The sequence below is a fragment of the Microvirga mediterraneensis genome (assembly GCF_013520865.1).
Taxonomy (GTDB): domain Bacteria; phylum Pseudomonadota; class Alphaproteobacteria; order Rhizobiales; family Beijerinckiaceae; genus Microvirga; species Microvirga mediterraneensis.
The window spans coordinates 523,796-550,760 of record NZ_JACDXJ010000001.1 but is presented as its reverse complement, the minus strand read 5'-3'; the positions used below and the strand labels follow the sequence as shown (position 1 = coordinate 550,760).

Sequence of the window (26,965 nt, the reverse complement as noted above, 5' to 3'; positions counted from 1 at the left end):
CGGCAGGTTCCCATCCCTGGCCCGCCGTGGTATCGCGCCCGCATCTTTTTCCTTGAATGGAGCGGCCGCCATGCCGAGCGACCTGAAGCGCGTGTCCCGCGCTCTGCTTTCCGTATCCGACAAGACGGGTCTCGTGGACTTCGCCCGCGCGCTCTCCGGGCGGGGCATCGAGCTGGTGTCCACCGGCGGCACGCACAAGGCCTTGAGCGAGGCGGGCCTGCCCGTGAAGGACGTGAGCGAGCTCACGGGCTTTCCCGAGATGATGGACGGCCGCGTGAAGACGCTGCACCCGGCAGTCCATGGCGGCCTGCTCGGCATCCGTGAGAATCCCGAGCATCAGGCGGCCATGCTCGCCCACGGCATCCAGCCCATCGACCTCCTGGTTGTGAACCTCTATCCGTTCGAGGCGACGGTCGCGGCCGGGAAACCTTACGACGATTGCATCGAGAACATCGATATCGGCGGCCCGGCCATGATCCGCGCAGCGGCCAAGAACCACGGCGATGTGGCCGTGGTGGTGGACGGCGCCGATTACGCCTCCGTGCTGGATGATCTCGCCCGGCATGACGGCTCCGTCACCCTGACCCTGCGCCGCCGCCTCGCGCAGAAGGCCTATGCCCGCACGGCCGCCTACGATGCGGCGATCTCCAACTGGTTCGCCGCCGAGATCGGCGAGGAGACTCCGCCCTTCCGGGCGCTCGGCGGCTCCATCGCTGAGGTCCTGCGCTACGGCGAGAACCCGCACCAGAGCGCCGCCTTCTACCGCACGCCGGAACAGCGTCCCGGCGTCGCCACCGCCCGCCAGGTGCAGGGCAAGCAGCTCTCCTACAACAACATCAACGACACCGACGCGGCCTACGAGGCCGTGGCCGAGTTCCTTCCTGAGCGCTCCGCCGCCATCGTGATCGTCAAGCACGCCAACCCTTGCGGCGTCGCGGAGGGCACCTCCCTGCGCGAGGCCTATGAGAAGGCCCTGCGTTGCGATCCCGTCTCGGCCTTCGGCGGCATCGTGGCCATGAACCGGCCGCTCGACGCGGAGGCCGCGAAGGCCATCACCGAGATCTTCACCGAGGTGATCATCGCGCCCGACGCGACCGAGGAGGCCATCGCCATCGTGGCGGCCAAGAAGAACCTGCGCCTGCTGCTGGCCGGCGGCCTGCCGGATCCGCGCCAGGAGGGCCTGACCCTGCGCACGGTCGCGGGCGGCTTCCTGGCCCAGAACCGGGACAACGCGGTGGTCGACGCCATGGACCTGAAGGTGGTGACGAAGCGCGCGCCCACCGACCGGGAGCTGGACGACCTGCGCTTCGCCTTCCGGGTCGCCAAGCACGTGAAGTCGAACGCCATCATCTACGCCAAGGACCTCGCGACGGTCGGCGTCGGCGCCGGCCAGATGAGCCGCGTCGATTCCTCCCGCATTGCCGCCTGGAAGGCTGCCGAGGCCGCCAAGGCCGCAGGCCTGTCCGAGACCCTCGCCAAGGGCTCGGTCGTCGCCTCTGACGCCTTCTTCCCCTTCGCGGACGGCCTGCTGGCCGCAGCCGAGGCCGGCGCCACGGCGGTGATCCAGCCCGGCGGCTCCATGCGCGACGACGAGGTCATCAAGGCCGCCGACGAGGCAGGCCTCGCCATGGTGTTCACTGGCTACCGGCATTTCCGGCACTAGAGCATTTTTCGGTAAAGTGGATCCGGCTCACCGTTAAAAGTGCGGCAAAGCAAAGAATGGAGATGATTCCACGCAAGTGAAATCATCTCTAAAGCATCGGATCCGATGCTTCCTCTTTTGGCTGGCGCATCGTTCGGTGCGGAAAACCGGATCCACCTTTCCGCACGATGCTTTCAGGTCTTGTTCTCCCGCATCGTTCCACGCAAAACCGGTTCTCACTTTTGCGTTCGATGCTCTAGGATTTTCGATAAAGTTCTATGGCCTGCAAGGCATGAGCCGCTGCGTCAGCCGCCGAGTTGGACCACCTGCAAGGGACTTCCTCGGTCGATGAAGAGGCGCCCGCCTGGGACCAGGGCAACCCTGATCCGGGCATGCGCGAGGAGACCGGCCTGCGGATCACGTCCGTCGAGAGCGCCGACCCGTACGGCGAACGCGATGTCGAAAGGAGCCTCTCCGGGCGCCAGTTCGAAACTTTCGATCGAAGCCTGGCGGAAGCTCAACCGCCCGGACGCCACCTCGTCGGCCGAGGTCGCGTGCGCTTGGGCGATAGCCTTGGCGGACCGGTCGATCCCCAGGATGTGCCCGCCACCAATGCGCCGCGCAATCTCGCGCGCGGCTGCTCCCGGACCGCAGCCGATTTCCAGGACCCGGATGCCGTCGCGAAGGGGGAGTGCGTTCACGATGGCGAGAAGGCGTGACGAGAGTTTGCCGGTCATTGATGCTCCTTCGGTTTGCTGAGTGGCATGACGCGTGGAGAAGCGGTCTGCCCCAGCGAGCCATGGCGGCGCATCGGCACGATCGTCCCGAGCACTAAGGCATCGGATGGGAATTCGAACTCACGTCCGATGCACCAAATTTCCGGGTTGCCGCATCTTCACACGCAAACCGGTTCCCACTTTTGCGTCCGAAGCGCGAGGCAGGCAATCCGATCTTGTCGGAATGCGGTTGCTTTTGAGGAGCGGACCCTGGCGGTTTGCTCCCAAGAGTGGGGCCACTTTTGGGAGCAATCGCCTTTCCGGTCCGGTCAGTTCACCGCGAAGCAATAGAAGAGCCCTGCGCCGCCGGTGCTTTTGAGAGCGTCCTGGCTGCACCCGCCGCGGGAGGCATGGGACGAGTTCCAGGACTTGGCCGGCGGCGACTCATCCAGGCCCGTGCGGTCGTGGTGTCCGAGCATGGCGGCTCCTTCCGTGCCGCTCTTCGTCCAGTTGCCGCAGGTCATGTCCTGGCTGCCGGCGAAGGCCGTGCCGTCGGGCTGCGAGCCGGTCAGCATGTCATGCTCGTTCGGCTGGTCGCCGCGACCCTTCACCGGCTCGCCCTTCTCGGTCAGGGCCGTCTGCTTGGTGAGATTGTTGCCGGGCCCGTGCAGATCCGCCACGTCCTTGGCGATCACGACGCCCTTGGCGTTCTGCCAGGGCCCGCGACCGATGCGGTCCCGCGCATTGACGGCCGTTCCACCGCCCGTGGCTTGGCTCGAAAGATAGGCCCGCCAGATCTTTCCGCGAATGCCGGCGGCTTCGGCCAGGGCCTGGCAATGCCGGTCAGCCCCCTCGAGCCCGCCGAGATCCGCGCCTTTGCCGGAACCGACGCTGGTGACGAAGAACGTGGTGTCCTGGGCGCTCTGCGCCAGGGCGGAGCCCATGGGAGCGAGGGCGAGCACCCCGATTATGGCCATGATCCGGCCGCCATTCACAACGCGCATTGTTTCCTCCGTGATGGATTGAGGACCGCCCTCTTCGAGGCGGACGGTTCCAGAGACAATCCTGACAGGAAAATCATTCCCTGCTCACGGCGTTTTGAAGGCGGGGGGAACCATTCAGGACGGCGTGGCCGGTCAGGCCTCCTTGCGCAGGTGCTCCACCAATTGCCGCGCGGAGGGCGGAAGATCCTTTAGAGAGCGGATGCAGAGGGTAAGGTCGCGGGCGGCCCAGGAATCCTCCAACTCGACCGGCGCGATGGCCGTGGTGCGGACCGCGCGGCGGGCGGTCGTCTCGGGCACGATGCCGAGACCTACGCCGGCCTCCACCATACGGCAGACCGCGTCGAAGCTGCGCAGCTGCACCCGGAGCCGAATGGGCTTGCCGATCCGCGTCGCCTTGCCGGCGAGGAAGCGTTGGAGGGCGCTTGCCCGGTCGAGGCCGACGAAATCGTGCTCCAGCACCTCGGCGAAGGGAATGCTGGCGCGGGAGGCGAGAGGATGACCCTTCGGCACAACGAGCACGAAGCGGTCGCTGCGGAACGGATAGGTTTCCAGCCGGCCCGTATCGACGGTGCCGGCCACGATGCCGAGATCCCCGGCCCCTTCCGCGATCAGGCCCACGATCTCGTCGCTCAGCCGCTCCTCCAGATCGATGGAGACGTGCGGATGCCCGGCCAGGAAGGTGCCGAGAGCCTCCGGCAGGAACTCCGTGAGGGCGTTGGTGTTGGAGAGAATCCGGATCTGGCCCGTGAGCCCGCCCGTGTAGGTGCCCAGATCCTCGCGCAGCCGCTCGGCCCCTGCCAGGAGGGCGCGGGCGTGCTGGAGCAGGGTCCGGCCGGCGGGCGTCGGGGTCACGCCCGCGCGGGTCCGCAGGAGCAGGGGGGCGCCGAGGGACTTTTCCATGTTGCGGATGCGGGTGCTCGCCGCCGCCAGCGCCAGATGGGCCCGCTCGGCCCCGTGGGTGATGCTGCCGGCCTCGACCACATGGCGGAAGAGGCTCAGGTCCGTCAGATCGAATTGCATGGTTATCCTTCGTCAACCGCGAAGGGAGATAAGAATAATTAAAAATTGTGCGATAAGCGACCCTATAGCAAACTTCGCGGCCGACGAAGTGTGTCCCCTGCCGTGCATCCGGCGGAAGGCGCATTGCGGTGTTGCCGCGCTTCCGTTACGAACCGTTCCAAACTACGGGCGGCCGACGTCGCCGATCAGGAGTGAACACCATGGCTGAGGCGAAAGTGGCCCCGCGGCCCCTGTCCCCGCATCTTCAGATTTACCGGTGGAGCTGGACGATGGCGATGTCCGTCGTCCATCGCATCACGGGCATCGCCCTCTACGGCGGCATCGCGCTCTTCGCCATCTGGCTGGTGGCCCTGGCCTCCGGGCCTTCGGCTTTCGACGCCGTGCAATGGTTCTTCGGCTCGCCGCTCGGGTACCTGATCCTGTTCGGCTATACCTGGATCCTGATGCACCACATGCTGGGCGGCGTGCGCCACCTGGTGTGGGATTTCGGCTACGGCATGGAGCCGGAGCAGCGCATCAACATGGCCCGCTTCACCCTCGTCGGCTCGATCGCGCTCACGCTCGCGATCTGGGTCGTCGCCTTCATCGCCTTCTAAGGAGCCGGACCCATGGCCGACAACAGGGCTGATACCCGCGTTTCCATGCGCACCCCGCTCGCCCGCGTGAAGGGCCTCGGCGCCTCCGGGCACGGGGTCGAGCATTGGTGGATCCACCGCGTCACGGCGGTGTCGAACGTCCCCCTCATCATCTCCTTCGTGATCATCGTCGCGGCGCTGGCGAATTCCCCGTCCTACCAGGGCGCCATCGCGATCATCTCGCACCCGCTGGTGGCGATCATCCTGATCCTCGCGGTGATCTCGGTCGTGAACCACATGCGCCTCGGCATGCAGATCGTCATCGAGGACTACGTCCACGACAAGGGTCCGAAGATCGCTGCCGTCATCGCGAACAATTTCTACGCCGTGATCGTCGGGGTGGCCTGCCTCTATGCCATCCTCAAGGTCAGCCTCGGCCGCATCTTGCTTTAAGGAATCCACACATGGCTCAAGCAACGAACGGCGCCGCCGTCAACGGCAAGGCCTATACCATCATCGACCACACCTTCGACGTGGTGATCGTGGGCGCGGGCGGCGCAGGCCTTCGCGCCACCGTCGGCTGCTCGCAGGCCGGCCTGCGCACCGCCTGCATCACCAAGGTGTTCCCGACCCGCTCGCACACGGTGGCCGCGCAGGGCGGCATCTCCGCGTCGCTGGGCAACATGGGCCCGGACGATTGGCGCTGGCACATGTACGACACCGTGAAGGGCTCGGACTGGCTCGGCGACCAGGACGCCATCGAGTATCTCGTGCGCAACGCGCCCGCCGCCGTCTACGAGCTGGAGCATTGGGGTGTTCCCTTCTCCCGCACGGCCGAAGGCAAGATCTACCAGCGTCCCTTCGGCGGCATGACCACCGATTTCGGCAAGGGCACGGCGCAGCGCACCTGCGCGGCCGCCGACCGGACGGGCCACGCGATCCTGCACACCCTCTACGGCCAGGCGGTGAAGAACCAGACCAATTTCTTCATCGAGTATTTCGCCCTCGACCTGATGATGGACTCGGAAGGCCGCTGCGTCGGCGTCGTGGCCCTCAACCAGTCCACCGGCGAGATCCACCGCTTCCGCGCCCACATGACGATCCTCGCCACGGGCGGCTACGGACGCGCCTATTTCTCGGCGACCTCCGCCCATACCTGCACGGGCGACGGCAACGCCATGGTGCTGCGCGCCGGCCTGCCGCTGCAGGACATGGAATTCGTGCAGTTCCACCCGACCGGCATCTACGGCTCGGGCTGCCTCATCACCGAGGGCGCGCGCGGCGAGGGCGGGTACCTCACCAACTCGGAAGGGGAGCGCTTCATGGAGCGCTACGCCCCGTCCGCCAAGGACCTCGCCTCTCGTGACGTGGTCTCGCGCGCCATGACCATGGAGATCCGCGCCGGGCGCGGCGTCGGCAAGAACAAGGACCACATCTATCTCCATCTCGACCACCTCGATCCGAAGATCCTGCACGAGCGCCTGCCCGGCATCTCGGAAAGCGCGAAGATCTTCGCGGGCGTGGACGTCACGAAGGAGCCGATCCCGGTCCTGCCGACCGTCCACTACAACATGGGCGGCATCCCGACGAACTATCACGGCGAAGTGCTGACCCTGAAGAACGGCAACCCGGACACGGTGGTGCCGGGCCTGATGGCGCTCGGCGAAGCGGCCTGCGTGTCCGTGCACGGCGCGAACCGCCTCGGCTCGAACTCGCTCATCGACCTCGTGGTGTTCGGCCGCGCGGCCGGCCTGCGCTGCGCCGAGATCCTGGAGCCGAACGCCCGCCACGCGGACCTGCCGAAGAACGCCGACGAGCTCGCGCTCTCGCGCCTCGACAAGTTCCGCTACGCCAACGGCTCGACCTCGACCGCCGAGCTGCGCCTCCAGATGCAGAAGACCATGCAGAACAACTGCGCGGTGTTCCGCACCGGCGAGGTTCTCGAAGAGGGCCGCAAGCTCATCCACGACGTGTGGAGCGCTTCCGCGGACATCAAGGTCACGGACCGCTCGCTGATCTGGAACACCGACCTCCTCGAGACGCTGGAGTTCGACAACCTGATCGGACAGGCCGTCGTCACCATGGAGGGCGCGGCGAACCGCGAGGAATCCCGCGGCGCCCATGCCCGCGAGGACTTCACCGAGCGCGACGACAAGAACTGGATGAAGCACACGCTCGCCTGGCTCGACGACACCTCCCACAAGGTGACCCTCGATTACCGTCCGGTGCACACCTACACCATGTCGAACGACATCCAGTACATCGAGCCCAAGGCTCGCGTGTACTAAGGAAGACGCAAAACGATGGCTCAGTTCACTCTTCCCAAAAACTCCAAGTACACCGAAGGCAAGGCCTGGCCGAAACCGGCCGGTGCCACGAACGTCCAGGAATTCCGCATCTACCGATGGAACCCGGACGACGGACAGAACCCGCGCATCGACACCTATTACGTCGACCGGGACGATTGCGGCCCGATGGTCCTCGACGCCCTGTTGTGGATCAAGAACAACGTCGATTCGACGCTGGTCTTCCGCCGCTCCTGCCGAGAGGGCATCTGCGGCTCCTGCGCCATGAACATCATGGGCGGCAACACGCTGGCCTGCACGCTGGGCATCGACGATTGCGCGTCGGATTCCATCAAGATCTATCCGCTGCCGCACATGCCGGTGCTGAAGGATCTGGTGCCCGACCTGACGAGCTTCTTCGCCCAGCACGCCTCCGTCGAGCCCTGGCTCCAGACCGAGACGCCCGCGCCGGAGACCGAGTGGCGCCAGACGCCGGAGGAGCGCTCCAAGCTCGACGGCCTCTACGAGTGCATTCTCTGCGCCTGCTGCACCACGTCCTGCCCGAGCTACTGGTGGAACGGCGACCGTTTCCTGGGCCCGGCGGCCCTGCTCCAGGCCTATCGCTGGCTCATCGACAGCCGCGACGAGAACACGGGCGAGCGCCTCGACAACCTGCATGATCCTTTCCGGCTCTATCGCTGCCACACGATCATGAACTGCGCCAACACCTGCCCCAAGGGCCTGAACCCGGCCAAGGCCATCGCCGAGGTCAAGAAGATGATGGTCGCGCGGGTGATCTGACGAGACGAAAAGCCTAGCGCGGCTTGTGTGTTTTATTGTAGCACTCCGGGATGGAGCGACACCATCCCGGAGTTTTTTATGCCGGTTCTGCTTGCGATCATCGGCGTCCTAGGGGCCGCCGCCTTCTGGTATTATCGTCTTCGCGATGTAGGCCATGCCGCCCACGAGGTACTTGATGCCGCCCAGCGCGCGCGGCGCCTACCGGCGAAAACGGTTTCGAAACAAGGCCGAGAACTCGCCAATCGAGGCCGTTGATGATCCCGCTGCGGCAGCAGTCGCGATGCTCATCGCGCTGGCTTCCGAGCGCGGGACCTTGAGCCCCGCAACGGAGCAGGCGATCAAAGCCGAGATGGAACAGGTCATGGGCCTGACCCCGGTGGACGAGGTCTTTACCTTCGCCAAATGGGTCGCGGAGCATGCGACCGATTCCAATACCCTGTCGCTCCGGTTTTCCAGGCTATGGCTGGCCGCCCTGCAGCCCTCGGAGCGCATGGATCTCCATGCCATGGCGACGCGCATTGCGGCCATCGACGGCGAGCCGACCACCATCCAGGTCAACTGCCTCAAAATGCTCAAAGATCGTCTCGCCTTGACTCGAAGCTAATCTCTGCCATTTGACGGTAGCCCGCCATCCCGAATCCAAAGAGTAAAGCACCTGCCGCGATGATGATGAATAGTCGTTATGCCCTGACTGCCGCTCTGTGCTCCGCCCTGGCGCTCGGCGCGTGCTCTTCGACCCGCCTCGGCGGACCGCCGGTCCGTGGCGCTGCGGCGGCGCCGATCACGGAGGCTCCGCCGGTCGAAGCCGTGCCTTCGGGACCTGTCGAGGCGTCCCCGCTGCCGCCGATCGCAGGCGCGCCCATCGCCCCCGGCATGACGGCTCCCCCGGCCGGCGGGACCGAGATCGCGGGCCTGCCGCCTGCGCCTCCCCCGCCGACCATCGGCGGGCCGGCCCCCGCGCCCGCTCCGGCGCCGACGAGCCGCACCGCCATGGTGGGGAACTGGAGCGTCCAGACCTCCGGCGGCTCCTGCCGGGTCCAGCTTTCGAGCACGCCCGCGCTCGATCTCTACCGCGCCTCCGCGTCCGGCTGCTCCAACCAGGACCTGTCCAAGGTCAATGCGTGGGATTACCGCGACGGCGAGGTCTATCTCTACCAGACCGGCGGTTCGGTGACGGCGCGCCTGCGCGGATCCTCTTCGTCCCTCAGCGGCGTTCTCGCCAAGTCAGGGGCGCCGCTCAGCCTGACGCGGTGAGGGCGAGCGAAGGGGCTTACCTGATTCTCGTAAAGGAACCTCCACGTCATGGCCGGCCTTGTGCCGGCCATCCCGCTTCCGTGAAGCGCGGCGCTTTTCCGATCGAGATCGCCGGCACGAGGCCGGTGACGACGTGACGTGTGGATGAGCAGTCGCCCACACGCGAGAGCCGCCGTTTTTCAACCCTGTGTCCTCAAGACGTTTGCGCTCCAAGGCGTTGAGGGGTATCGGTCATCCCGTGAACGACACCTCCTATTCCTCGCCTCAATCCATCACGGCCCGCTACCAAGCCCTGGTCACGTCGGGCGCCATCGAGCGCGATCCGGCCCAGTTGGCTCTGCTCAAGCGGCTGGAGGCGCTCGCCGAGAGCCTTGCCAACCACCGTCTCGCCCGCAAGCCCAGCGCACTCGGCTGGCTGTTCGGCAAGAAGAGCGTGGAGAAGACGCCCAGGGGGCTCTACGTCTGGGGCTCGGTCGGGCGCGGCAAGACCATGCTGATGGACCTGTTCTTCGAGGCGCTGCCCGTGCGGCGCAAGCGCCGGGTCCATTTCCATGCCTTCATGGCCGACGTGCATGAGCGCATTCACGACTACCGGCAGAAGCTGAAAACCGGGAAGGTCACCGGGGACGATCCTATCGCGCCCGTAGCCGAGGCTTTGGCCCAGGAGGCCTGGGTGCTCTGCTTCGACGAGTTCACCGTCACGGACATCGCCGACGCCATGATCCTGGGTCGCCTGTTCACGGCGCTCTTCGCCCATGGGGTCGTGGTGGTCGCCACCTCCAACGTGGAGCCCGACCGGCTCTATGAAGGCGGCCTCAACCGCTCGCTGTTCCTGCCCTTCATCGGGCTGCTGCAGGAGCGGATGGCGGTGGTGAAGCTGGAATCCCGCACGGATTTCCGACTCGAGAAGCTCGCGGGCAGCCCGGTCTTCTATGCCCCGGCCGACCAGCACGCTCATCTGGCGCTCACCCGCGCCTTCAAGAGCCTGACGGGCCGCGAGAGCGGCAAGCCCGTGACCCTCACCGTCAAGGGACATCCCGTCGAGGTGCCTCAGGCTGCCGGCGGCGTGGCGCGCTTCTCCTTCGCGGATCTCTGCTCCAAGCCGCTCGGCGCGGCCGATTACCTCGCGGTGGCCGAGGAGTTCCACACGGTCATCCTCGAAAACATTCCGGTCATGCCCTTCGAGCGGCGCAACGAGGCGAAGCGCTTCATCCTGCTCATCGATGCGCTCTACGACGCCCATGTGAAGCTGCTCGCCTCCGCCGAGGCCGAGGTGCACGAACTCTATCGCGCCGACAGCGGCCGCGAGGCCTTCGAGTTCGACCGCACGGTGTCGCGCCTCATCGAGATGCGGTCCGAGGAATACCTGTCCCTGCCGCATGGGCGGGAGGAGTTCGGCAGTTCCGAAGGATTGGTCGAGACTTAGAGCATCGGACGCAAACGTGGGAACGTTTTTGCGTGGAAAGACGCGGGACAACATAATCCAGAGCGTGCCTCAGCCGAGGAACAGGCTGGCGATGAGGGCGAAGACGGTCAGTCCCATGAGCCCCGTCGCACCCCATCCGACCCAGGCGAGCCAGGTCTTCACCGTGTAGTCCCCCAACACGCGCTTGCTGGTGACGATCCCCATCATCATGGCCATGATGGGCGCGGCCGCGATGCCGTTGATGACGGCGCTCCACAGAAGCAGCTTGATGGGATCGATGCGCGTGAGCGCCAGAAGGATCCCAAGGCATGTGGCGCCGCCGAGGATCAGGTAGAAGCCGCGCGCCTTCATCACGGTCAGTTCGAGGCTGCTGCGCCAGCCGAAGGCATCGGCCACCGCATAGGCGGCGGAGCCCGCGAGCACCGGGACGGCGAGCAACCCCGTTCCGATGATGCCCGCGGCGAACACGAAGAAGGTGAAGGGGCCGGCGATGGGGCGAAGGGCCTCGGCTGCTTGCGAGGCCGTCTGGATATCGGTGACGCCGCCCTTGTGCAGGGTGGCCGCCGTGGTGACGATGATGAAGAAGGCGACGAGGTTGGAAAACACCATCCCGATCCAGGTGTCGATGCTGATCTCCTTCAGCCGCGCCTGGGCCCGCTGAGGCGAGCGTGTGAAGCTTCTGCTATGCGTCAGCTTGTCTTCCTCCACTTCCTCGGCGGCCTGCCAGAAGAAGAGATAGGGGCTGATGGTGGTGCCGAGGATGGCGACGACGAGGAACCAGTAATCCGGGCTGAAGGAGAGACGGGGAATGAACGTCGCCGTGAACACGTCGGCCCAGGGGACATCGACGCTGAAGGCGGCGGCCACATAGGCGAAGAGCGCCAGGGTCAGGCCTTTGAGATAGGGCGCATATCGCCTGTACGAGATGAAGACCTCGAGCATGAGGCAGAAGAGGCCGAAGGCGGCGGCATAGAGGTGAGGAGGGCCGCCGATCAGCATCTGCATGGCTTCGCCCATGGCCGCCAGATCCGCCGCGATATTGATGGCATTCGCGCCGCAGAGCAGGGCGATCAGCCCGAGCACGAGAGGGCGCGGATAGATGGTCCGGGCATTGGCCGCGATCCCGCGTCCCGTGATCGCACCGATGCGGGCGCTGATGATCTGGATGGCCGTCATGAAGGGTGTGGTCAGGAACACCGTCCACAACAGGCCGAATCCCGTCTGGGCGCCGGCCTGGGAGTAGGTGGCGATCCCGCTCGGGTCGTCGTCCGCCGCACCCGTGATGAGCCCCGGGCCCAGCAGGTTGAACAGGGATCTGCGATGTCTCGGCACAGGTTTCGTCACATTGCGCCTTGGGGGCTGATGACCTGATGGCCCAAACAATAGGTGTGATGGGAACCCAGTCCGTCAAGCGGATCCATTCTGGCCCGGCATCCGCTCTTCATGCTAACGAGGCTTCCGACCGATCCCGCTTCACGCAAGGGCCGTCCTCGGACCGGATGCCATGAAGACCATGCGCCATACAATGCCGGTGGAGACAAGGCTTCTCAGCATCGCCGCCGATCAGCTGCGCCGCCAGGGGCCCAAGCATATTACCGTGGTGGGCATCGCCGATGCGGCCGGCATGACCCATGCCAATGTCTACCGCTACTTCGCCAACAAGGCGGCCCTCGTCGACGCTGTGGCCGGACAATGGCTGCGGGGGATGGAAGCGACCATCGCGGACATCGCGGATTCTCCCGATCCGGCCGACGACAAGCTGGAGCGCCTGATCCAAGCCTGGGCGCGGATCCATCGGGATCTCCTGAAGGAAGACCGGCATCTCTTCGATGTGTATTGTTCGGCCACCGAGACCTCCCGTCCGCTCATCCGCAAGCACCGGTCCCGGATGCGGCTCTTGATCGACCGAGTGCTGGACGAGGGGATCGCGACGGCCAAGTTCGACCCGCGTGACCGGGAGAAGGCCCATGCCTTCGTCACGGATTCCGTCTATCGCTTCATCAATCCCCTGACCGTCCGCCTCGACGCGGATGTGCCCGAGGACATCCTCGATCAGCGTCTCGCAACCATGATCCGGGTCATTCTGAGGGCGCTTGCAAACGGTAGCGTGTAACCTCAGTTACAAAATCTGGAATTTGTAACAAGAAAATTCCGAGGGTCTAGAATGGCTCAAGCGCCTGTAAATGTGCAGTATTTTAGAACCGTTAAGCTTACCGAGACTTTCCCCGTGACGGAAAGCCCTGCCTGTTAACCTTTTGGTCGCTTGATGGCGGCCCATCTCTCATGGCAAACAGCGCCACCTCAAAAGGCGGCGCCTCAAATAAGGCTTCTGCCAAAACCCAAGGACAGACCATGGCCCGGAAAAAGATCGCGCTCATCGGTGCAGGCCAGATCGGCGGAACCCTCGCCCATCTCGTCGGCTTGAAGGAACTCGGCGACGTCGTTCTCTTCGACATCGCGGAAGGCATCCCTCAGGGCAAAGGTCTCGACATCGCCGAATCCGCGCCGGTCGACGGGTTCGACGCCAAGTACAAGGGCGCGAACGACTACGCGGCCATCGAAGGCGCCGACGTCATCATCGTGACCGCCGGCGTGCCGCGCAAACCCGGCATGAGCCGCGACGACCTGATCGGCATCAACCTGAAGGTCATGGAAGCGGTCGGCAACGGCATCAAGCAATATGCCCCGAACGCCTTCGTCATCTGCATCACCAACCCGCTCGACGCCATGGTGTGGGCGCTCCAGAAGTTCTCCGGCCTGCCGCAGAACAAGATCGTCGGCATGGCCGGCGTGCTGGATTCGGCCCGCTTCCGCCACTTCCTGGCCGAGGAGTTCAACGTATCGGTCGAGGACGTGACCGCCTTCGTGCTCGGCGGCCACGGCGACGACATGGTGCCGCTGGTGCGCTACTCCACGGTGGCGGGCGTTCCGCTGCCCGACCTGGTGAAGATGGGCTGGACCTCCCAGGAGAAGCTCGACGCCATGGTCGAGCGCACCCGCAAGGGCGGCGGCGAGATCGTCAACCTGCTCAAGACCGGCTCCGCCTTCTACGCTCCGGCTGCTTCCGCCATCGCCATGGCCGAGAGCTACCTCAAGGACAAGAAGCGCGTCCTGCCCTGCGCGGCCTATCTCAATGGCCAGTACGGCGTGAAGGACATGTTCGTGGGCGTTCCGATCGTGATCGGCGAGAACGGCGTCGAGCGCATCGTCGAGGTCGAGTTCTCGGCCGACGAGAAGGCCATGTTCGAGAAGTCCGTCGCCTCCGTGCAGGGTCTCGTCGACGCCTGCAAGCAGATCAACGCGACCCTCGCTTAATCATCGAACGTCATGGCCGGTCTCGCGCCGGCCATCCCGTCTTCAACCGCTGACGCGGAGAGAAACGAATGAACATCCATGAATATCAAGGCAAAGCGGTCCTGAAGGAATTCGGCCTGCCTGTCTCCCGCGGCAAGGCCATCTTCTCTGCCGACGAGGCCGAGGCTGCCGCCAAGGAACTCGGCGGTCCGCTCTGGGTCGTGAAGTCCCAGATCCACGCGGGCGGCCGCGGCAAGGGCAAGTTCAAGGAAGCCGCCGCCGGCGAGAAGGGCGGCGTGCGCCTCGCCAAGTCCATCGACGAGGTGAAGGAATTCGCGCGTCAGATGCTCGGCAACACCCTGGTCACGATCCAGACGGGCGAAGCCGGCAAGCAGGTCAACCGTCTTTATATCGAGGACGGCTCCGACATCGACACCGAGCTCTACCTCTCCATGCTCGTCGACCGCGCCACGGGCCGGGTCGCCTTCGTCGTCTCGACGGAAGGCGGCATGGACATCGAGCAGGTCGCCCACGACACCCCTGAGAAGATCCTGACCTTCTCGGTCGATCCGGCCACCGGCGTGATGCCCCACCATGGCCGCACGGTCGCCAAGGCGCTGGGCCTGAAGGGCGCGCTCGCCAAGGAAGCCGAGGATCTGGTGACCAAGCTCTACACGGCCTTCGTCGCGAAGGACATGGAGATGCTGGAGATCAACCCGCTGATCATCACCAAGGACCAGCACCTCAAGTGCCTGGACGCCAAGATCTCCTTCGACGGCAATGCCCTCTATCGTCATCCCGACGTCGTCGCTCTGCGCGACATCACGGAAGAGGACGAGAAGGAAATCGAGGCCTCCAAGTACGACCTCGCCTATATCGCGCTCGACGGCACCATCGGCTGCATGGTCAACGGCGCTGGCCTCGCCATGGCGACGCTGGACATCATCAAGCTTTACGGCGAAGAGCCGGCGAACTTCCTCGATGTCGGCGGCGGCGCGTCAGAGGAGAAGGTGACGGCGGCGTTCAAGATCATCACGGCCGATCCGAACGTGAAGGGCATCCTCGTCAACATCTTCGGCGGCATCATGAAGTGCGACGTCATCGCCCGCGGCGTGATCGCGGCCGTGAAGGCCGTCGGCCTGCAGGTTCCGCTGGTGGTGCGCCTCGAGGGCACCAACGTGGAAGAGGGCAAGCAGATCATCCGCGATTCCGGCCTCAACGTGATCCCGGCGGACGACCTCGACGACGCCGCCCAGAAGATCGTGAACGCCGTGCGCGGCGGAAAGTAAGGTTTCGAGCTGATGTCCATCCTCATCAACAAAGACACCAAGGTCATCTGCCAGGGCTTCACCGGCAAGAACGGGACCTTCCATTCCGAGCAGGCTATCGCCTACGGCACCAAGATGGTCGGCGGCACCTCGCCCGGCAAAGGCGGCTCGACGCACCTGAACCTGCCCGTCTTCGACACGGTCATGGAAGCGCGCGAGAAGACCGGCGCCGACGCCTCGGTCGTGTACGTTCCGCCTCCGGGCGCGGCGGACGCCATCTGCGAGGCTATCCAGGCCGAGATCCCGCTCATCGTCTGCATCACGGAAGGCATTCCGGTGCTCGACATGGTGCGCGTGAAGCGGGCGCTGGAAGGCTCCAAGTCGCGCCTCATCGGCCCGAACTGCCCGGGCATCGTGACGGCGGGCGAGTCGAAGATCGGCATCATGCCGGCCAACATCTTCAAGCCCGGCTCCGTCGGCATCGTGTCGCGCTCCGGCACGCTCACCTACGAGGCCGTGTTCCAGACCACCAACGAAGGCCTCGGCCAGACCACGGCGGTCGGCATCGGCGGCGACCCGGTGAAAGGCACCGAGTTCATCGAGATGCTCGACATGTTCCTGTCCGATCCCAAGACCGAGTCGATCGTCATGATCGGCGAGATCGGCGGCTCGGCCGAGGAAGAGGCGGCCGAGTTCATCGCTCAGCAAGCCAAGAAGGGCCGCAAGAAGCCGATGGTCGGCTTCATCGCCGGCCGCACGGCTCCTCCCGGACGCCGCATGGGCCATGCTGGCGCCATCATCTCCGGCGGCAAGGGCGGCGCGGAAGACAAGATCGCCGCCATGGAGGCCGCGGGCATCCGCGTGTCGCCGTCGCCGGCCCGACTCGGCAAGACCCTGGTCGAGGTTCTCAAGGGTCGATAACGAACCGGCCGCCCCAAGCATGGGGCGGCCAATCAGCTTTTGGATTGTAGGTTGCCATGGCACGCCAAGACGCCAACGAAAACTTCCTGAACACCGCTTTCCTCTATGGGGCGAACGCGTCCTATATCGAGGAGCTCCAGGCCCGCTACGAGAAGGACCCCAGCTCGGTCGATGCCGAGTGGCAGGCCTTCTTCGGCGCCTTGAGGGACGACAAGCAGGCTGTCGAGAAGGCGGCCAACGGCCCCTCCTGGGAGAAGCCGAACTGGCCGATCCATGCCAATGGCGAACTGATCTCCGCCCTCGACGGCAACTGGGCCCAGGTCGAGAAGGCTGTCGGCGACAAGATCAAGGCGAAGGCGGAAGCCAAGGGCGCCGAGATCAGCCAGATCGACGTGCAGCAGGCGACCCGTGATTCCGTTCGCGCCATCATGCTGATCCGCGCCTACCGGGTGCGCGGCCACCTGCATGCGAAGCTCGATCCGCTCGGCATCAACCCCCGCCCGAACGACCAGGAGTTGCATCCGTCCCATTACGGATTTACGGAAGCCGACTGGGACCGCAAGATCTTCCTCGACAACGTGCTCGGCATGGAGTTCGGCACGATCCGCCAGATCGTCACGCTCCTGGAGCGCACCTATTGCCAAACGCTCGGCGTCGAGTTCATGCACATCTCCGACCCGGTCGAGAAGGCCTGGATCCAGGAGCGCATCGAGGGGCCGGATAAGGAGATCACCTTCACCAAGGAAGGCAAGCGCGCCATCCTCAACAAGCTCGTCGAAGCGGAAGGCTTCGAGAAGTTTCTGGACGTCCGCTACACCGGCACCAAGCGCTTCGGCCTCGACGGCGGCGAGTCGCTCATCCCGGCGCTCGAGCAGATCATCAAGCGCGGCGGCAACCTCGGCGTGCGCGAGATCGTGTTCGGCATGGCCCATCGCGGCCGCCTCAACGTGCTCACCCAGGTGATGGGCAAGCCGCACCGCGCGCTGTTCCACGAGTTCAAGGGTGGCTCCTTCGCGCCCGACGACGTGGAAGGCTCGGGCGACGTGAAGTACCATCTCGGCGCGTCCTCGGACCGCACCTTCGACGGCAACAACGTCCACTTATCCCTGACCGCCAACCCGTCGCATCTCGAGATCGTCGATCCCGTCGTGCTCGGCAAGGTCCGCGCCAAGCAGGACCAGCACGGCTGCACGCCCGACAACCGCACGGCCGTGATGCCGCTGCTCATCCACGGCGACGCCGCCTTTGCCGGCCAGGGCGTGGTGGCGGAGTGCCTCGGCTTGTCCGGCCTGCGCGGCCACCGCACCGGCGGCTCGATCCACTTCATCATCAACAACCAGATCGGCTTCACCACCGATCCGCGCTTCTCGCGTTCCTCACCCTATCCGTCGGACGTGGCCAAGATGGTCGAGGCGCCGATCTTCCACGTGAACGGCGATGATCCGGAAGCCGTCGTGTTCGCCGCCAAGGTGGCGGCCGAGTACCGCCAGCGCTTCCAGAAACCTGTCGTCATCGACATGTTCTGCTACCGCCGCTTCGGCCACAACGAGGGCGACGAGCCGGCTTTCACCCAGCCGCTCATGTACCGCAAGATCCGGTCCCATCCGGCGATCGTCGAGCTCTATTCCAAGAAGCTCGTCGAGGAAGGCGTCGTCACCGAGGCCGAGGTCGAGGAGATGAAGTCGAGCTGGCGCTCGAAGCTCGATGCCGAGTTCGACATCGCGTCCAACTATAAGCCCAACAAAGCCGATTGGCTCGATGGACGCTGGTCCGGCCTCAAGGCGGTCCGCGAGGACCAGGACGATCCGCGTCGCGGCCAGACCGGCGTCTCGGCCGAGACCCTGCAGCAGATCGGCAAGGCGCTCACCACGATCCCGGAGGGCTTCCACGTCCACCGCACGATCCAGCGCTTCCTCGACAACCGCAAGAAGATGCTGGAGACCGGCGAAGGGCTCGACTGGGCCATGGCCGAGGCGCTCGCCTTCGGGTCGCTCCTGATCGAAGGCCATCGCGTGCGCCTGTCCGGCCAGGACGTGGAGCGCGGCACCTTCTCGCAGCGCCACTCGGTTCTCACCGACCAGGAGAACGAAGAGCGATACACCAACCTCAACCACATCAGCGAGAACCAGGCCCGCTACGAGGTCATCAACTCGATGCTGTCGGAAGAGGCGGTGCTCGGCTTCGAGTACGGCTACACGCTCTCGGAGCCCAACGCCCTGACCCTGTGGGAAGCGCAGTTCGGCGACTTCGCCAACGGCGCCCAGGTAGTGTTCGACCAGTTCATCTCCTCGGGCGAGCGCAAGTGGCTGCGCATGTCGGGCCTCGTCTGCCTGCTGCCGCACGGCTACGAGGGCCAGGGTCCGGAGCATTCCTCCGCCCGCCTGGAGCGCTTCCTCCAGATGTGCGCCGAGGACAACATGCAGGTGGGCTACTGTTCGACGCCCGCCAACTACTTCCACATCCTGCGCCGCCAGCTGAAGCGCGACTTCCGCAAGCCGCTGATCCTGATGACGCCGAAATCCCTGTTGCGCCACAAGCGCTGCACGTCGAGCCTGGCCGACATCTCGGAGGGAACCTCCTTCCACCGCGTCCTGCGCGACAGCGCGCAGGGTGCGTCCGAGGGCATCAAGCTGGTGAAGGACGACAAGATCCGGCGCGTGGTGATCTGCACGGGCAAGGTCTATTACGATCTGCTCGAGGAGCGCGAGAAGCGGGGCATCGACGATGTCTACCTGCTTCGCGTGGAGCAGCTCTATCCGTTCCCGGCCAAGTCCGTGGCGGCCGAGCTGTCCCGCTTCAAGAAGGCCGACGTGGTGTGGTGCCAGGAAGAGCCCAAGAACATGGGCTCCTGGATGTTCGTCGAGCCCTATCTCGAATGGGTGCTCAAGACGGCGGGCTCCAAGGTGGATCGTCCGCGCTACGTGGGCCGCCCCGCCTCCGCGGCCACCGCGACCGGCCTCATGTCCAAGCATACAGCCCAATTGCAGGCTTTCCTCGACGAGGCTTTCGCGGCTTGATCGCCGCGAAGGTTCTCTCCCCATTCCGAGGGGCTTAACCTCAAGCTCCGCAAGACCCAAAGACGACCATGGCAACCGAAATCCGCGTACCCACCCTTGGCGAATCCGTGTCAGAGGCCACCATCGGCCGCTGGTTCAAGAAGCCCGGCGATCCCGTGAAGGCCGACGAGCCCGTGCTCGAGCTCGAGACCGACAAGGTCACGCTCGAGGTCAACGCTCCCGCGAGCGGCACGCTCGGCGACATCGTGGCTAAGGACGGCGAGACGGTGACTCCCGGCGCGGTGCTCGGCTCCATCGTCGAGGGTGGCGCAACGGCGGCTCCCGCGGCCGCTCCGAAGGCCGGGGCCCCCAAGGCTGCTCCGGCCCCCGCCGCAGCGGCTGCTGCTCCGGCTGCCGCCCCCGGCGCCGCCAAGGACCACGGTCCGGCGGTTGCCCGTCTCGCGGCCGAGAGCGGCGTGAGCCCCGCGGGCGTCGCCGGCTCCGGCAAGGACGGTCGCGTGACCAAGGGCGACATGCTCGCCGCCATCGCCACGGGCGGCGCTTCGGCTCCCGCGCCGGCCGCTCCCGTCCAGGTGCGCGCGCCCTCGGCTCCGGTCGATGCCGAGCGTGAAGAGCGCGTGAAGATGACGAAGCTTCGTCAGACCATCGCGCGCCGCTTGAAGGATGCGCAGAACACTGCCGCCATGCTCACCACGTTCAACGACGTGGACATGAGCGCCGTGATGCAGCTCCGCAGCCAGTACAAGGACGTGTTCGAGAAGAAGCACGGCACCAAGCTCGGCTTCATGGGCTTCTTCACCAAGGCGGTGATCCAGGCGCTCAAGGACGTCCCGGCGGTGAACGCCGAGATCGACGGCCAGGATCTCGTCTACAAGAACTACTACCACATCGGCATCGCCGTCGGCACCGAGAAGGGCCTCGTGGTTCCCGTGGTGCGCGACGCGGACGACCTCTCGGTCGCCGGCATCGAGAAGAAGATCGCCGATTTCGGCCGCCGCGCCCGTGACGGCAAGCTCTCCATCGACGAGATGCAGGGCGGCACCTTCACGATCACCAACGGCGGCATCTACGGTTCGCTCATGTCGACGCCGATCCTCAACGCGCCGCAATCGGGCATCCTCGGCATGCACCGCATCGAGGAGCGTCCCGTGGTCCGCAACGGCCAGATCGTCGTGCGCCCGATGATGTATCTCGCGCTCTCCTACGATCACCGCATCGTCGACGGCAAGGAAGCCGTCACCTTCCTCGTGCGGGTCAAGGACGCGCTGGAAGATCCGGCCCGTCTGGTTCTGGATCTGTAATCCTGCCACATCGTCATGCCCGGCCTCGTGCCGGGCATCCACGCCTTCCTAAGCCGGGCGGCTATCCCAAACGTGGATGGCCGGGACAAGCCCGGTCATGACGTTCAAGGGGATCATTCCCATGTCCTACGATGTTATCGTCATCGGCACCGGCCCCGGCGGCTATGTGGCCGCCATCCGGGCCGCGCAGCTCGGCCTGAAGACCGCCGTCGTCGAGAAGCGCAAGACCCATGGCGGCACCTGCTTGAACGTGGGCTGCATTCCCTCCAAGGCCCTGCTGCACGCCTCGCACATGTTCGAGGAAGCGCGCGACCATTTCGCCGGCCTCGGCATCGGCGTGTCGGCACCGACCCTCGATCTCAAGACCATGCAGGCCTTCAAACAGGAAGGCGTCGACGGCAACACCAAGGGCGTCGAGTTCCTGCTCAAGAAGAACAAGATCGACGCCTTCATCGGCACCGCGCGCATCGCGGCGCCCGGCCAGGTGGAAGTGACCGCCGATGACGGCTCGAACCAGGTGCTCGAGACGAAGAACATCATCATCGCCACGGGTTCCGACGTGACGCGCCTGCCCGGCATCGAGATCGACGAGAAGATCGTGGTCTCGTCCACGGGCGCGCTCGAACTCGAGAGCGTGCCGAAGCGCCTCGTGGTCATCGGCGCCGGCGTGATCGGCCTGGAGCTCGGCTCCGTGTGGCGCCGCCTCGGGTCCGAGGTGACGGTGGTGGAATATCTCGACCGCATCCTGCCCGGCATGGACGGCGAGGTCGCCAAGAACTTCCAGCGCATCCTCACCAAGCAGGGCTTCCAGTTCAAGCTCGGCTCCAAGGTCACCAAGGTGGAGAACACGGGCAAGGGCGCGACGCTCACCTTCGAGCCGGCTGCCGGCGGTGCGGCTGAGACCATCGAGGCCGACGTGGTGCTCGTCGCCATCGGCCGCGTGCCCTACACGCAGGGCCTGGGTCTCGACCGCGTGGGCGTCCAGCTCGACAGCCGCGGCCGCATCCAGACGGACGCGCATTTCTCCACCAACGTCACCGGCATCTACGCCATCGGCGACGTGATCGCCGGCCCGATGCTCGCCCACAAGGCCGAGGACGAGGGCGTTGCTGTTGCGGAAATCATCGCCGGCAAGGCGGGCCACGTGAACTACGACGTGATCCCGAGCGTGGTCTACACGTTCCCCGAGGTCGCCTCCATCGGCAAGACCGAGGAGGAGTTGAAGGCCGCGGGCGTCGCCTACAATGTCGGCAAGTTCCCCTTCACGGCCAACGGCCGCGCCAAGGTCAACCGCACCACGGACGGCTTCGTGAAGATCCTGGCCGACGCGACCACCGACAAGGTGCTCGGCGTGCACATCATCGGCCCGGAAGCCGGCAACCTCATCCACGAGGCGGCGATCACCATGGAGTTCGGCGGATCCTCCGAGGACATCGCCCGCACCTGCCATGCGCATCCGACGCTCGCGGAAGCTGTGAAGGAAGCCGCTTTGGCGGTGGAGAAGCGCGCCATCCATATGTAACATGGATTCATGGCAAAGCTTCACTTCATCTACTCGGTGATGAACGCAGGCAAGACGACCCATCTCCTGCAGGTTCGTTACAACTACATCGAGAACGGCGGCCACGTGCTGCTGTTCACGAGCCTGATCGACGACCGTTTCGGCGTCGGCAAGGTGAAGTCGCGCATCGGCCTCGAGGCCGATGCGATCCCGCTGCGCAAGGACGAGGATATCGCGGCCTTCGTGGCGGCGGAGCATGCCCGGAAGAAGGTGACGGTCGTCCTCATCGACGAGGTCCAGTTCATGACGGCCGATCAGGTCCGCCAACTGGCCTGGATCGTCGACGAGCTCAAGATTCCGGTCATGGCCTATGGGCTCAAGAACAACGTCTACGGCACCCTGTTCAGCGACGCCATCGTGACCATGATGGCGCTGGCCGAGGATTTCCAGGAAATCAAGCAGCTCTGCCATTGCGGCCGCAAGGCCACGATGATCCTCAAATACGACCGTAACGGCGAGGCTGTGCGCTCGGGCGAGGTGGTGGAGATCGGCGGCGAGGGCCGCTACGTGTCCGTCTGCCGCCCTCACTGGACGAAAGGCGACATCGGCCCTGCCGCCCGCCAGCTGCTGGCGCATCCCATCGCGGCCGAGTAGCCGGCGCACCTCATCAGAATGGCCGGCCTTGTGTCGGCCATCCCGATACGGAAAGACTCTCCGCTGTCATCCCCGGCGGCCGAAAGGCCGGGAAGGGGATCCACTTTCATATGTCGCGCTATGGATTCCCCTCCGCTCCGCTGCGGCCGGGAATGACACGGGGAAAGTTACTTCACCCTGGCCCTCGGATGCGCCGCGTTGAAGGCGTCCATCAATCGTGCCGCATCCACCTTCGTGTAGAGCTGCGTGGTCGACAGTGAGGCGTGGCCCAGGAGTTCCTGGATGCCGCGCAGGTCGCCGCCCTTGGCGAGAAGGTGCGTCGCGAAGGAATGGCGCAGGGCATGGGGCGTGGCGCTGTCGGGCAGGCCCAGCGCTCCGCGCAGCTCCTCGACGGCGAGCTGGATGATGCGCGGCGAAAGCGGACCGCCCCGCGCTCCAACGAAGAGCGGGCCCTCCGGCGGGACCGCATAGGGGCAGAGCCGCAGGTATTCCTCGACGGCGCGCTGGATCGGCGGAATGACCGGCACGCTGCGCATCTTGCCGCCCTTGCCGGTCACCGTGACCGTGTCGGTGCCGTTCACCGGGGCATCGCGCCGCTGCAGGCCGAGCGCCTCCGAAATGCGCAGGCCCGCCCCGTAGAGGAGCGAGAGCACGGCGGCGTCCCGAGCCAGGATCCAGGGCTTGCGGTCCTCCGACGCCCGCGTGTCGGCGCTCGTCACCGCGACGGCCGAGGAGGCGGAGAGGGGGCGCGGCAGGTTCTTGTCCACCTTCGGGGTGCGAATCGCCGCGAAGGCCGAAGCCGTGCCGTGACCCTCCCGCTCCAGGTGGCGGGCGAAGGAGCGCAGGGCCGCGAGCTGGCGCATGAGCGAGCGGCTTCCGACCGAATCCATCCGCCGGGCCGCCAGGAAGGAGCGGATGTCCATCGGCTTCAGGCCAAGGATGCCCTTGACGCTCGGCGGCTCGCCGAGATGGTTGGTCAGAAAGGCCAGGAACTGGCGCAGATCCCGCCCATAGGCCTCGACGGTTTTCCCTGAGAGCCGCCGTTCCTTGGCGAGCGAAGCAAGCCAAGCCATCGCCTCGCGGCGGGTGTCATCCGCGCCGGGAAGGACCAGATCGAGAACATTTTGTGTGGCGCTGCTTGACATGAGTCCCATTTATGCAAGGGCAGAACCGTAGCACTCACAGGTTAACTCCTTATCGATGACAAGCCGCATCGCCGATGTCCTCATCCCGCTGGCGCTGGACACGGCCTATTCCTATGCCGTGCCGGAGGGCCTCGCCGTCGAGGAAGGCGATGTCGTGCAGGTGCCGCTCGCCAACCGCGAGGTGGCGGGAGTCGTCTGGGGCATGCGGGACGGGCAGGGGGGCAACCTCAAGAAGGTGACCGGCGTGATCGAGGCGCCGAACCTGTCGCCCAGGATGCGCAAGTTCCTGGACTGGATCGCCTGGTACACCCTGGCGCCCAAGGGCTCCGCCCTCGCCATGGGGCTCAAGATCCCGGATCCGGACCGGCAGGAGGTCGCCCGCGTGGGCGTGAAGCTCGCCGGCCCTCCGCCGAAGCGCATGACGCCCGCGCGGCAGAAGGTCATGGAGGTCGCCCAGGACGGAACGGTTCGGCTGAAAAGCGAGCTGGCCCATGCGGCCGGGGTCAGTGCGGGCGTGGTCAACGGTCTCATCGACGAGGGAGTCCTGGAGACCGTGACGCTCCTGGCCGAGCCGGTCGCCGAGATGCCCGATCCCGCCTTCGGCCACACGGCGCTTTCCGATGGTCAGCGCGAGGCGGCCGACACGCTCGTCGCCGCCATGAGCGAGGAGCACGCCCCCGTGCTCCTGCTCGAAGGCGTCACGGGCTCAGGAAAGACCGAGGTCTATTTCGAGGCTGTGGCCGAGGCGGTGCGGAACGGTCGGCAGGCGCTGATCCTCATGCCGGAAATCGCCCTGACGGCCCAGTTCCTCGACCGCTTCGCCGCCCGCTTCGGCGTGAAGCCGGCCACCTGGCATTCCGGCGTGACGGGCCGCAAGCGGGAGCGGCTCTATACGGCCATTGCGTCGAACGAGGTCAAGGTGGTGGCGGGCGCCCGCTCGGCCCTCTTCCTGCCTTACGCGGATCTCGGCCTCATCATCGTCGATGAGGAGCATGAGACCGCCTACAAACAGGACGACGGCGTCCACTACCATGCCCGCGACATGGCGGTGGTGCGCGGCAAGATCGAGAACGCCCCCGTGGTGCTGGCCTCCGCCACGCCCTCCATCGAGAGCCGGGTCAATGTGGAGCGCGGGCGCTACCGCCATGTGAAGCTGCCCGAGCGGTTCGGCGGGCGCTCCATGCCGCAGATCCGGGCCGTGGACCTGCGCAAGGAGGCCGTGCCCAAAGGCCGCTGGCTCTCGCCGACCCTGGTGGCGGCCGTGGAGGATACGGTGGCCCGGGGCGAGCAGGCGCTGCTCTTCCTCAACCGGCGAGGCTATGCGCCGCTCACCCTCTGCCGGGCCTGCGCCCATCGCTACGAATGCCCGAACTGCTCCTCCTGGCTGGTGGAGCACCGCTTCCGGCGCTCCCTGGTCTGCCACCATTGCGGCCATGTGGAACGGACGCCTCATGCCTGCGTGGAATGCGGCAGCGTCGATTCGCTGGTGCCCTGCGGGCCCGGCGTGGAGCGGATCGCCGAGGAGGCCGCCGAGCTGTTTCCGGACAAGCGCTGCATCGTGCTGTCGAGCGACTTCCCCGGCGGCACGGAGCGGCTTCGGACGGAGCTGGCGGCCATCGCGGCGGGCGAGTTCGACATCGTCATCGGCACCCAGCTGGTCGCCAAGGGGCACAATTTCCCGCTCATGACCCTGGTCGGCGTGCTCGATGCCGATATCGGCCTCACCTCCGGGGATCCGCGCGCCGCCGAGCGCACCTTCCAGATGCTCCAGCAGGTCACCGGCCGCGCCGGGCGTGGCGAGAAGCCGGGCCGGGCGCTGGTTCAGACTTGGCAGCCGGACCATCCGGTGATCGCGGCCCTTATTTCGGGCGATGCCGAGCGCTTCTACGAGGAGGAGACCCGCGTCCGCGAGATGGCGGGCCTGCCTCCCTTCGGACGGCTCGCCTCCCTGATCGTCTCGGCGGCCGAGCGCGAAGCGGCGGAGGCCCATGCGCGCGCCATGGCCCTCGTGGCCGAACCGCCGCCCGGCGTGACGGTGCTGGGCCCGGCCGAGGCGCCGCTCGCCCTGATCCGCGGTCGCTACCGCTTCCGGCTCCTGGTGAAGACCGAGCGGGAGGTGGATCTCCAGGCCTATTTGAGGAGTTGGATGGCTCGGTGCCCGAAGATCCGCGGCAACACCCGCGTGTCCATCGACGTGGATCCGCAGAGCTTTTTGTGATCAAGAGCGAGAACATCATGCGGAAAAGTGGACCCGGTTTTCCGCCCCAAACGATGCTACAGCCAAAAGAACGCCCACCAGCAAGACAAGGCCCATGACCAAGATCGTCCACTGCATCCGCCACGGCCAATCGACCTTCAACGCCCATTTCGCCGAGCACGGCGAGGATCCCGGGCATTTCGACGCGCGCCTGACCGAGCTCGGCCTGCGCCAGGTGGCAGAGCGGGCGCCCGAGCTGCGCCCGAACCCTTATGAACTGATCGTGACCTCGCCGCTCACCCGGGCCATCCAGACGACCCTGGGCCTGTTCGGCGACCATCCGGCCCGGCCGTCGATCCTCGTGGAATGCCTCCACAGGGAGCACCTGGAGAGCAGCTGCGACGTGGGCAGCGCCGTCTCCCACCTATCGCGGGAGTTCCCTCACCTGTCCTTCGGCCACCTGGACGAGGTCTGGTGGCACAACGAGGGCGAGATCAACGAGAGGGGCTTCATCTACGAGCCGGCCCATGTGTTCGAGGAGCGGGTCGAGCGATTCCGGAATTGGCTCGCGGAGCGGCCGGAGACGATGATCGCCGTGGTGGGACACGGAACCTTCTTCAGCAAGCTCACCGGCCGGTTCCTCGCCAATTGCGAGGTCGCCACCCTGGAGCTTTGAAGCACTCTCGGCGGTTCGCCGCCGAAGGACCGGACAGGAAGGAAAAGCTGCTTTTACCCGACGGGAGGCGGCTCTCACCCTTTACCTTAACGGGATGCCCGGGTTTTTCCCGGCCAGACCGGGCCTAGCTCGCCTTGCGCCTCAGAAAAACCCATGCTAGTGCACCCTCGCCCGGCAGGTGGATAAGGCTTCCGCTCCGGGCTCATTTCCACACCTGACGGGTTTCCCGAGCGCCTCCTTCGCAGGCCGTCCCGGTCGAGGCCCGTTA

The 26,965-nt window shown here is 65.8% G+C and carries 23 protein-coding genes; 18 read left to right on the top strand and 5 right to left on the bottom strand.

Translation table 11 applies throughout. The annotated features are described in order from the left end of the window. The first annotated feature begins 70 nt into the window (after positions 1–70). A complete protein-coding gene (purH, locus tag H0S73_RS02525; protein ID WP_181050680.1) occupies positions 71–1,663 on the top strand; it encodes a bifunctional phosphoribosylaminoimidazolecarboxamide formyltransferase/IMP cyclohydrolase in 1,593 nt (530 codons plus the stop codon). 284 nt (positions 1,664–1,947) lie between these two features. Here the strand turns inward: purH and H0S73_RS02520 are convergent, their stop codons facing one another. The 3 genes from H0S73_RS02520 to H0S73_RS02510 all read right to left on the bottom strand — a co-directional run bounded on the left by H0S73_RS02520 (position 1,948) and on the right by H0S73_RS02510 (position 4,382). Further along, positions 1,948–2,379 carry a class I SAM-dependent methyltransferase gene (locus tag H0S73_RS02520; RefSeq protein WP_181050679.1) on the bottom strand — a complete coding sequence of 144 codons (432 nt, stop codon included), beginning with the start codon at positions 2,377–2,379 and terminating at the stop codon, positions 1,948–1,950. 308 nt (positions 2,380–2,687) lie between these two features. Next, positions 2,688–3,362: a hypothetical protein gene (locus H0S73_RS02515; protein ID WP_181050678.1), complete on the bottom strand. Its 675-nt coding sequence runs from the start codon at positions 3,360–3,362 to the stop codon at positions 2,688–2,690. 132 nt (positions 3,363–3,494) lie between these two features. Beyond that, positions 3,495–4,382: a LysR family transcriptional regulator gene (locus tag H0S73_RS02510; protein WP_181050677.1), complete on the bottom strand. Its 888-nt coding sequence runs from the start codon at positions 4,380–4,382 to the stop codon at positions 3,495–3,497. A 200-nt stretch (positions 4,383–4,582) separates the two neighbouring features. On the opposite strand from H0S73_RS02510, the gene sdhC reads away from it, so the two are divergent. The 7 genes from sdhC (at position 4,583) to zapE (ending at position 10,723) form a co-directional block, all read left to right on the top strand. Then, a complete protein-coding gene (gene sdhC, locus H0S73_RS02505) occupies positions 4,583–4,978 on the top strand; it encodes a succinate dehydrogenase, cytochrome b556 subunit (RefSeq protein WP_181050676.1) in 396 nt (131 codons plus the stop codon). 12 nt (positions 4,979–4,990) lie between these two features. Beyond that, positions 4,991–5,410, top strand: coding sequence for a succinate dehydrogenase, hydrophobic membrane anchor protein (gene sdhD, locus H0S73_RS02500; protein ID WP_181050675.1), 420 nt, complete (start codon positions 4,991–4,993; stop codon positions 5,408–5,410). 11 nt (positions 5,411–5,421) lie between these two features. After that, positions 5,422–7,245 (top strand): succinate dehydrogenase flavoprotein subunit, encoded by a 1,824-nt coding sequence (gene sdhA / locus H0S73_RS02495; protein WP_181050674.1) that lies wholly within the window; start codon positions 5,422–5,424, stop codon positions 7,243–7,245. 15 nt (positions 7,246–7,260) lie between these two features. Then, positions 7,261–8,043: a succinate dehydrogenase iron-sulfur subunit gene (locus H0S73_RS02490; RefSeq protein WP_181050673.1), complete on the top strand. Its 783-nt coding sequence runs from the start codon at positions 7,261–7,263 to the stop codon at positions 8,041–8,043. A 175-nt stretch (positions 8,044–8,218) separates the two neighbouring features. Next, positions 8,219–8,647, top strand: coding sequence for a hypothetical protein (locus H0S73_RS02485; RefSeq protein WP_181050672.1), 429 nt, complete (start codon positions 8,219–8,221; stop codon positions 8,645–8,647). 65 nt (positions 8,648–8,712) lie between these two features. After that, the gene (locus H0S73_RS02480) at positions 8,713–9,297 is read left to right on the top strand and encodes an AprI/Inh family metalloprotease inhibitor (RefSeq protein ID WP_181050671.1); all 585 of its coding nucleotides are present in this window, start codon (positions 8,713–8,715) and stop codon (positions 9,295–9,297) included. A 238-nt stretch (positions 9,298–9,535) separates the two neighbouring features. Further along, positions 9,536–10,723, top strand: a complete 1,188-nt coding sequence (gene zapE, locus H0S73_RS02475; RefSeq protein ID WP_343058194.1) for a cell division protein ZapE — start codon at positions 9,536–9,538, stop codon at positions 10,721–10,723. Positions 10,724–10,792: 69 nt separating this feature from the next. Here zapE and H0S73_RS02470 read toward each other — a convergent pair whose 3' ends face one another. Continuing rightward, positions 10,793–12,067: a divalent metal cation transporter gene (locus H0S73_RS02470; protein ID WP_181050669.1), complete on the bottom strand. Its 1,275-nt coding sequence runs from the start codon at positions 12,065–12,067 to the stop codon at positions 10,793–10,795. A gap of 160 nt (positions 12,068–12,227) precedes the next feature. Between H0S73_RS02470 and H0S73_RS02465 the strand changes: the two genes are divergently transcribed. From H0S73_RS02465 to H0S73_RS02430, 8 genes are all read left to right on the top strand, one after another. Further along, complete coding sequence (locus tag H0S73_RS02465; protein WP_246388706.1) at positions 12,228–12,836, top strand: TetR/AcrR family transcriptional regulator; 609 nt, start codon at positions 12,228–12,230, stop codon at positions 12,834–12,836. Between the two features lie 239 nt (positions 12,837–13,075). Then, positions 13,076–14,038, top strand: a complete 963-nt coding sequence (gene mdh, locus H0S73_RS02460; RefSeq protein WP_181050668.1) for a malate dehydrogenase — start codon at positions 13,076–13,078, stop codon at positions 14,036–14,038. A gap of 68 nt (positions 14,039–14,106) precedes the next feature. After that, on the top strand, positions 14,107–15,306 hold the full coding sequence (sucC, locus tag H0S73_RS02455) for an ADP-forming succinate--CoA ligase subunit beta (protein WP_181050667.1): 1,200 nt from the start codon (positions 14,107–14,109) through the stop codon (positions 15,304–15,306). Between the two features lie 12 nt (positions 15,307–15,318). After that, positions 15,319–16,206, top strand: coding sequence for a succinate--CoA ligase subunit alpha (sucD, locus tag H0S73_RS02450; protein WP_181050666.1), 888 nt, complete (start codon positions 15,319–15,321; stop codon positions 16,204–16,206). A gap of 56 nt (positions 16,207–16,262) precedes the next feature. After that, the gene (locus H0S73_RS02445) at positions 16,263–19,223 is read left to right on the top strand and encodes a 2-oxoglutarate dehydrogenase E1 component (protein ID WP_181050665.1); all 2,961 of its coding nucleotides are present in this window, start codon (positions 16,263–16,265) and stop codon (positions 19,221–19,223) included. Positions 19,224–19,291: 68 nt separating this feature from the next. Continuing rightward, entirely contained in the window at positions 19,292–20,524 is a 1,233-nt protein-coding gene (odhB, locus tag H0S73_RS02440; protein ID WP_181050664.1) for a 2-oxoglutarate dehydrogenase complex dihydrolipoyllysine-residue succinyltransferase, read from the top strand. A gap of 121 nt (positions 20,525–20,645) precedes the next feature. Then, positions 20,646–22,046, top strand: coding sequence for a dihydrolipoyl dehydrogenase (lpdA, locus tag H0S73_RS02435; protein WP_181050663.1), 1,401 nt, complete (start codon positions 20,646–20,648; stop codon positions 22,044–22,046). 9 nt (positions 22,047–22,055) lie between these two features. Then, positions 22,056–22,679 carry a thymidine kinase gene (locus H0S73_RS02430; protein ID WP_181050662.1) on the top strand — a complete coding sequence of 208 codons (624 nt, stop codon included), beginning with the start codon at positions 22,056–22,058 and terminating at the stop codon, positions 22,677–22,679. Positions 22,680–22,846: 167 nt separating this feature from the next. Here H0S73_RS02430 and H0S73_RS02425 read toward each other — a convergent pair whose 3' ends face one another. Then, positions 22,847–23,833: a tyrosine recombinase XerC gene (locus tag H0S73_RS02425; protein ID WP_181050661.1), complete on the bottom strand. Its 987-nt coding sequence runs from the start codon at positions 23,831–23,833 to the stop codon at positions 22,847–22,849. Between the two features lie 46 nt (positions 23,834–23,879). Between H0S73_RS02425 and H0S73_RS02420 the strand changes: the two genes are divergently transcribed. Further along, entirely contained in the window at positions 23,880–26,042 is a 2,163-nt protein-coding gene (locus H0S73_RS02420) for a primosomal protein N' (protein WP_181050660.1), read from the top strand. A gap of 94 nt (positions 26,043–26,136) precedes the next feature. Then, on the top strand, positions 26,137–26,697 hold the full coding sequence (locus H0S73_RS02415; RefSeq protein WP_181050659.1) for a histidine phosphatase family protein: 561 nt from the start codon (positions 26,137–26,139) through the stop codon (positions 26,695–26,697). The last annotated feature ends 268 nt before the right edge of the window (positions 26,698–26,965 follow it).

What these genes read in the sequence shown, in the direction of transcription:
- H0S73_RS02480 (WP_181050671.1), top strand. Translation starts at nt 8,713, where the DNA reads ATGAATAGTCGTTATGCCCTGACTGCCGCTCTGTGCTCCGCCCTGGCG.
- H0S73_RS02490 (WP_181050673.1), top strand. Translation starts at nt 7,261, where the DNA reads ATGGCTCAGTTCACTCTTCCCAAAAACTCCAAGTACACCGAAGGCAAG.
- H0S73_RS02520 (WP_181050679.1), bottom strand. Translation starts at nt 2,379, where the DNA reads ATGACCGGCAAACTCTCGTCACGCCTTCTCGCCATCGTGAACGCACTC.
- sucD (WP_181050666.1), top strand. Translation starts at nt 15,319, where the DNA reads ATGTCCATCCTCATCAACAAAGACACCAAGGTCATCTGCCAGGGCTTC.
- sucC (WP_181050667.1), top strand. Translation starts at nt 14,107, where the DNA reads ATGAACATCCATGAATATCAAGGCAAAGCGGTCCTGAAGGAATTCGGC.
- mdh (WP_181050668.1), top strand. Translation starts at nt 13,076, where the DNA reads ATGGCCCGGAAAAAGATCGCGCTCATCGGTGCAGGCCAGATCGGCGGA.
- H0S73_RS02430 (WP_181050662.1), top strand. Translation starts at nt 22,056, where the DNA reads ATGGCAAAGCTTCACTTCATCTACTCGGTGATGAACGCAGGCAAGACG.
- H0S73_RS02425 (WP_181050661.1), bottom strand. Translation starts at nt 23,833, where the DNA reads ATGGGACTCATGTCAAGCAGCGCCACACAAAATGTTCTCGATCTGGTC.
- H0S73_RS02515 (WP_181050678.1), bottom strand. Translation starts at nt 3,362, where the DNA reads ATGCGCGTTGTGAATGGCGGCCGGATCATGGCCATAATCGGGGTGCTC.
- H0S73_RS02445 (WP_181050665.1), top strand. Translation starts at nt 16,263, where the DNA reads ATGGCACGCCAAGACGCCAACGAAAACTTCCTGAACACCGCTTTCCTC.
- sdhA (WP_181050674.1), top strand. Translation starts at nt 5,422, where the DNA reads ATGGCTCAAGCAACGAACGGCGCCGCCGTCAACGGCAAGGCCTATACC.
- purH (WP_181050680.1), top strand. Translation starts at nt 71, where the DNA reads ATGCCGAGCGACCTGAAGCGCGTGTCCCGCGCTCTGCTTTCCGTATCC.
- sdhD (WP_181050675.1), top strand. Translation starts at nt 4,991, where the DNA reads ATGGCCGACAACAGGGCTGATACCCGCGTTTCCATGCGCACCCCGCTC.
- lpdA (WP_181050663.1), top strand. Translation starts at nt 20,646, where the DNA reads ATGTCCTACGATGTTATCGTCATCGGCACCGGCCCCGGCGGCTATGTG.
- H0S73_RS02415 (WP_181050659.1), top strand. Translation starts at nt 26,137, where the DNA reads ATGACCAAGATCGTCCACTGCATCCGCCACGGCCAATCGACCTTCAAC.
- odhB (WP_181050664.1), top strand. Translation starts at nt 19,292, where the DNA reads ATGGCAACCGAAATCCGCGTACCCACCCTTGGCGAATCCGTGTCAGAG.
- H0S73_RS02420 (WP_181050660.1), top strand. Translation starts at nt 23,880, where the DNA reads ATGACAAGCCGCATCGCCGATGTCCTCATCCCGCTGGCGCTGGACACG.
- sdhC (WP_181050676.1), top strand. Translation starts at nt 4,583, where the DNA reads ATGGCTGAGGCGAAAGTGGCCCCGCGGCCCCTGTCCCCGCATCTTCAG.
- H0S73_RS02465 (WP_246388706.1), top strand. Translation starts at nt 12,228, where the DNA reads ATGAAGACCATGCGCCATACAATGCCGGTGGAGACAAGGCTTCTCAGC.
- H0S73_RS02485 (WP_181050672.1), top strand. Translation starts at nt 8,219, where the DNA reads ATGCCGCCCAGCGCGCGCGGCGCCTACCGGCGAAAACGGTTTCGAAAC.
- H0S73_RS02510 (WP_181050677.1), bottom strand. Translation starts at nt 4,382, where the DNA reads ATGCAATTCGATCTGACGGACCTGAGCCTCTTCCGCCATGTGGTCGAG.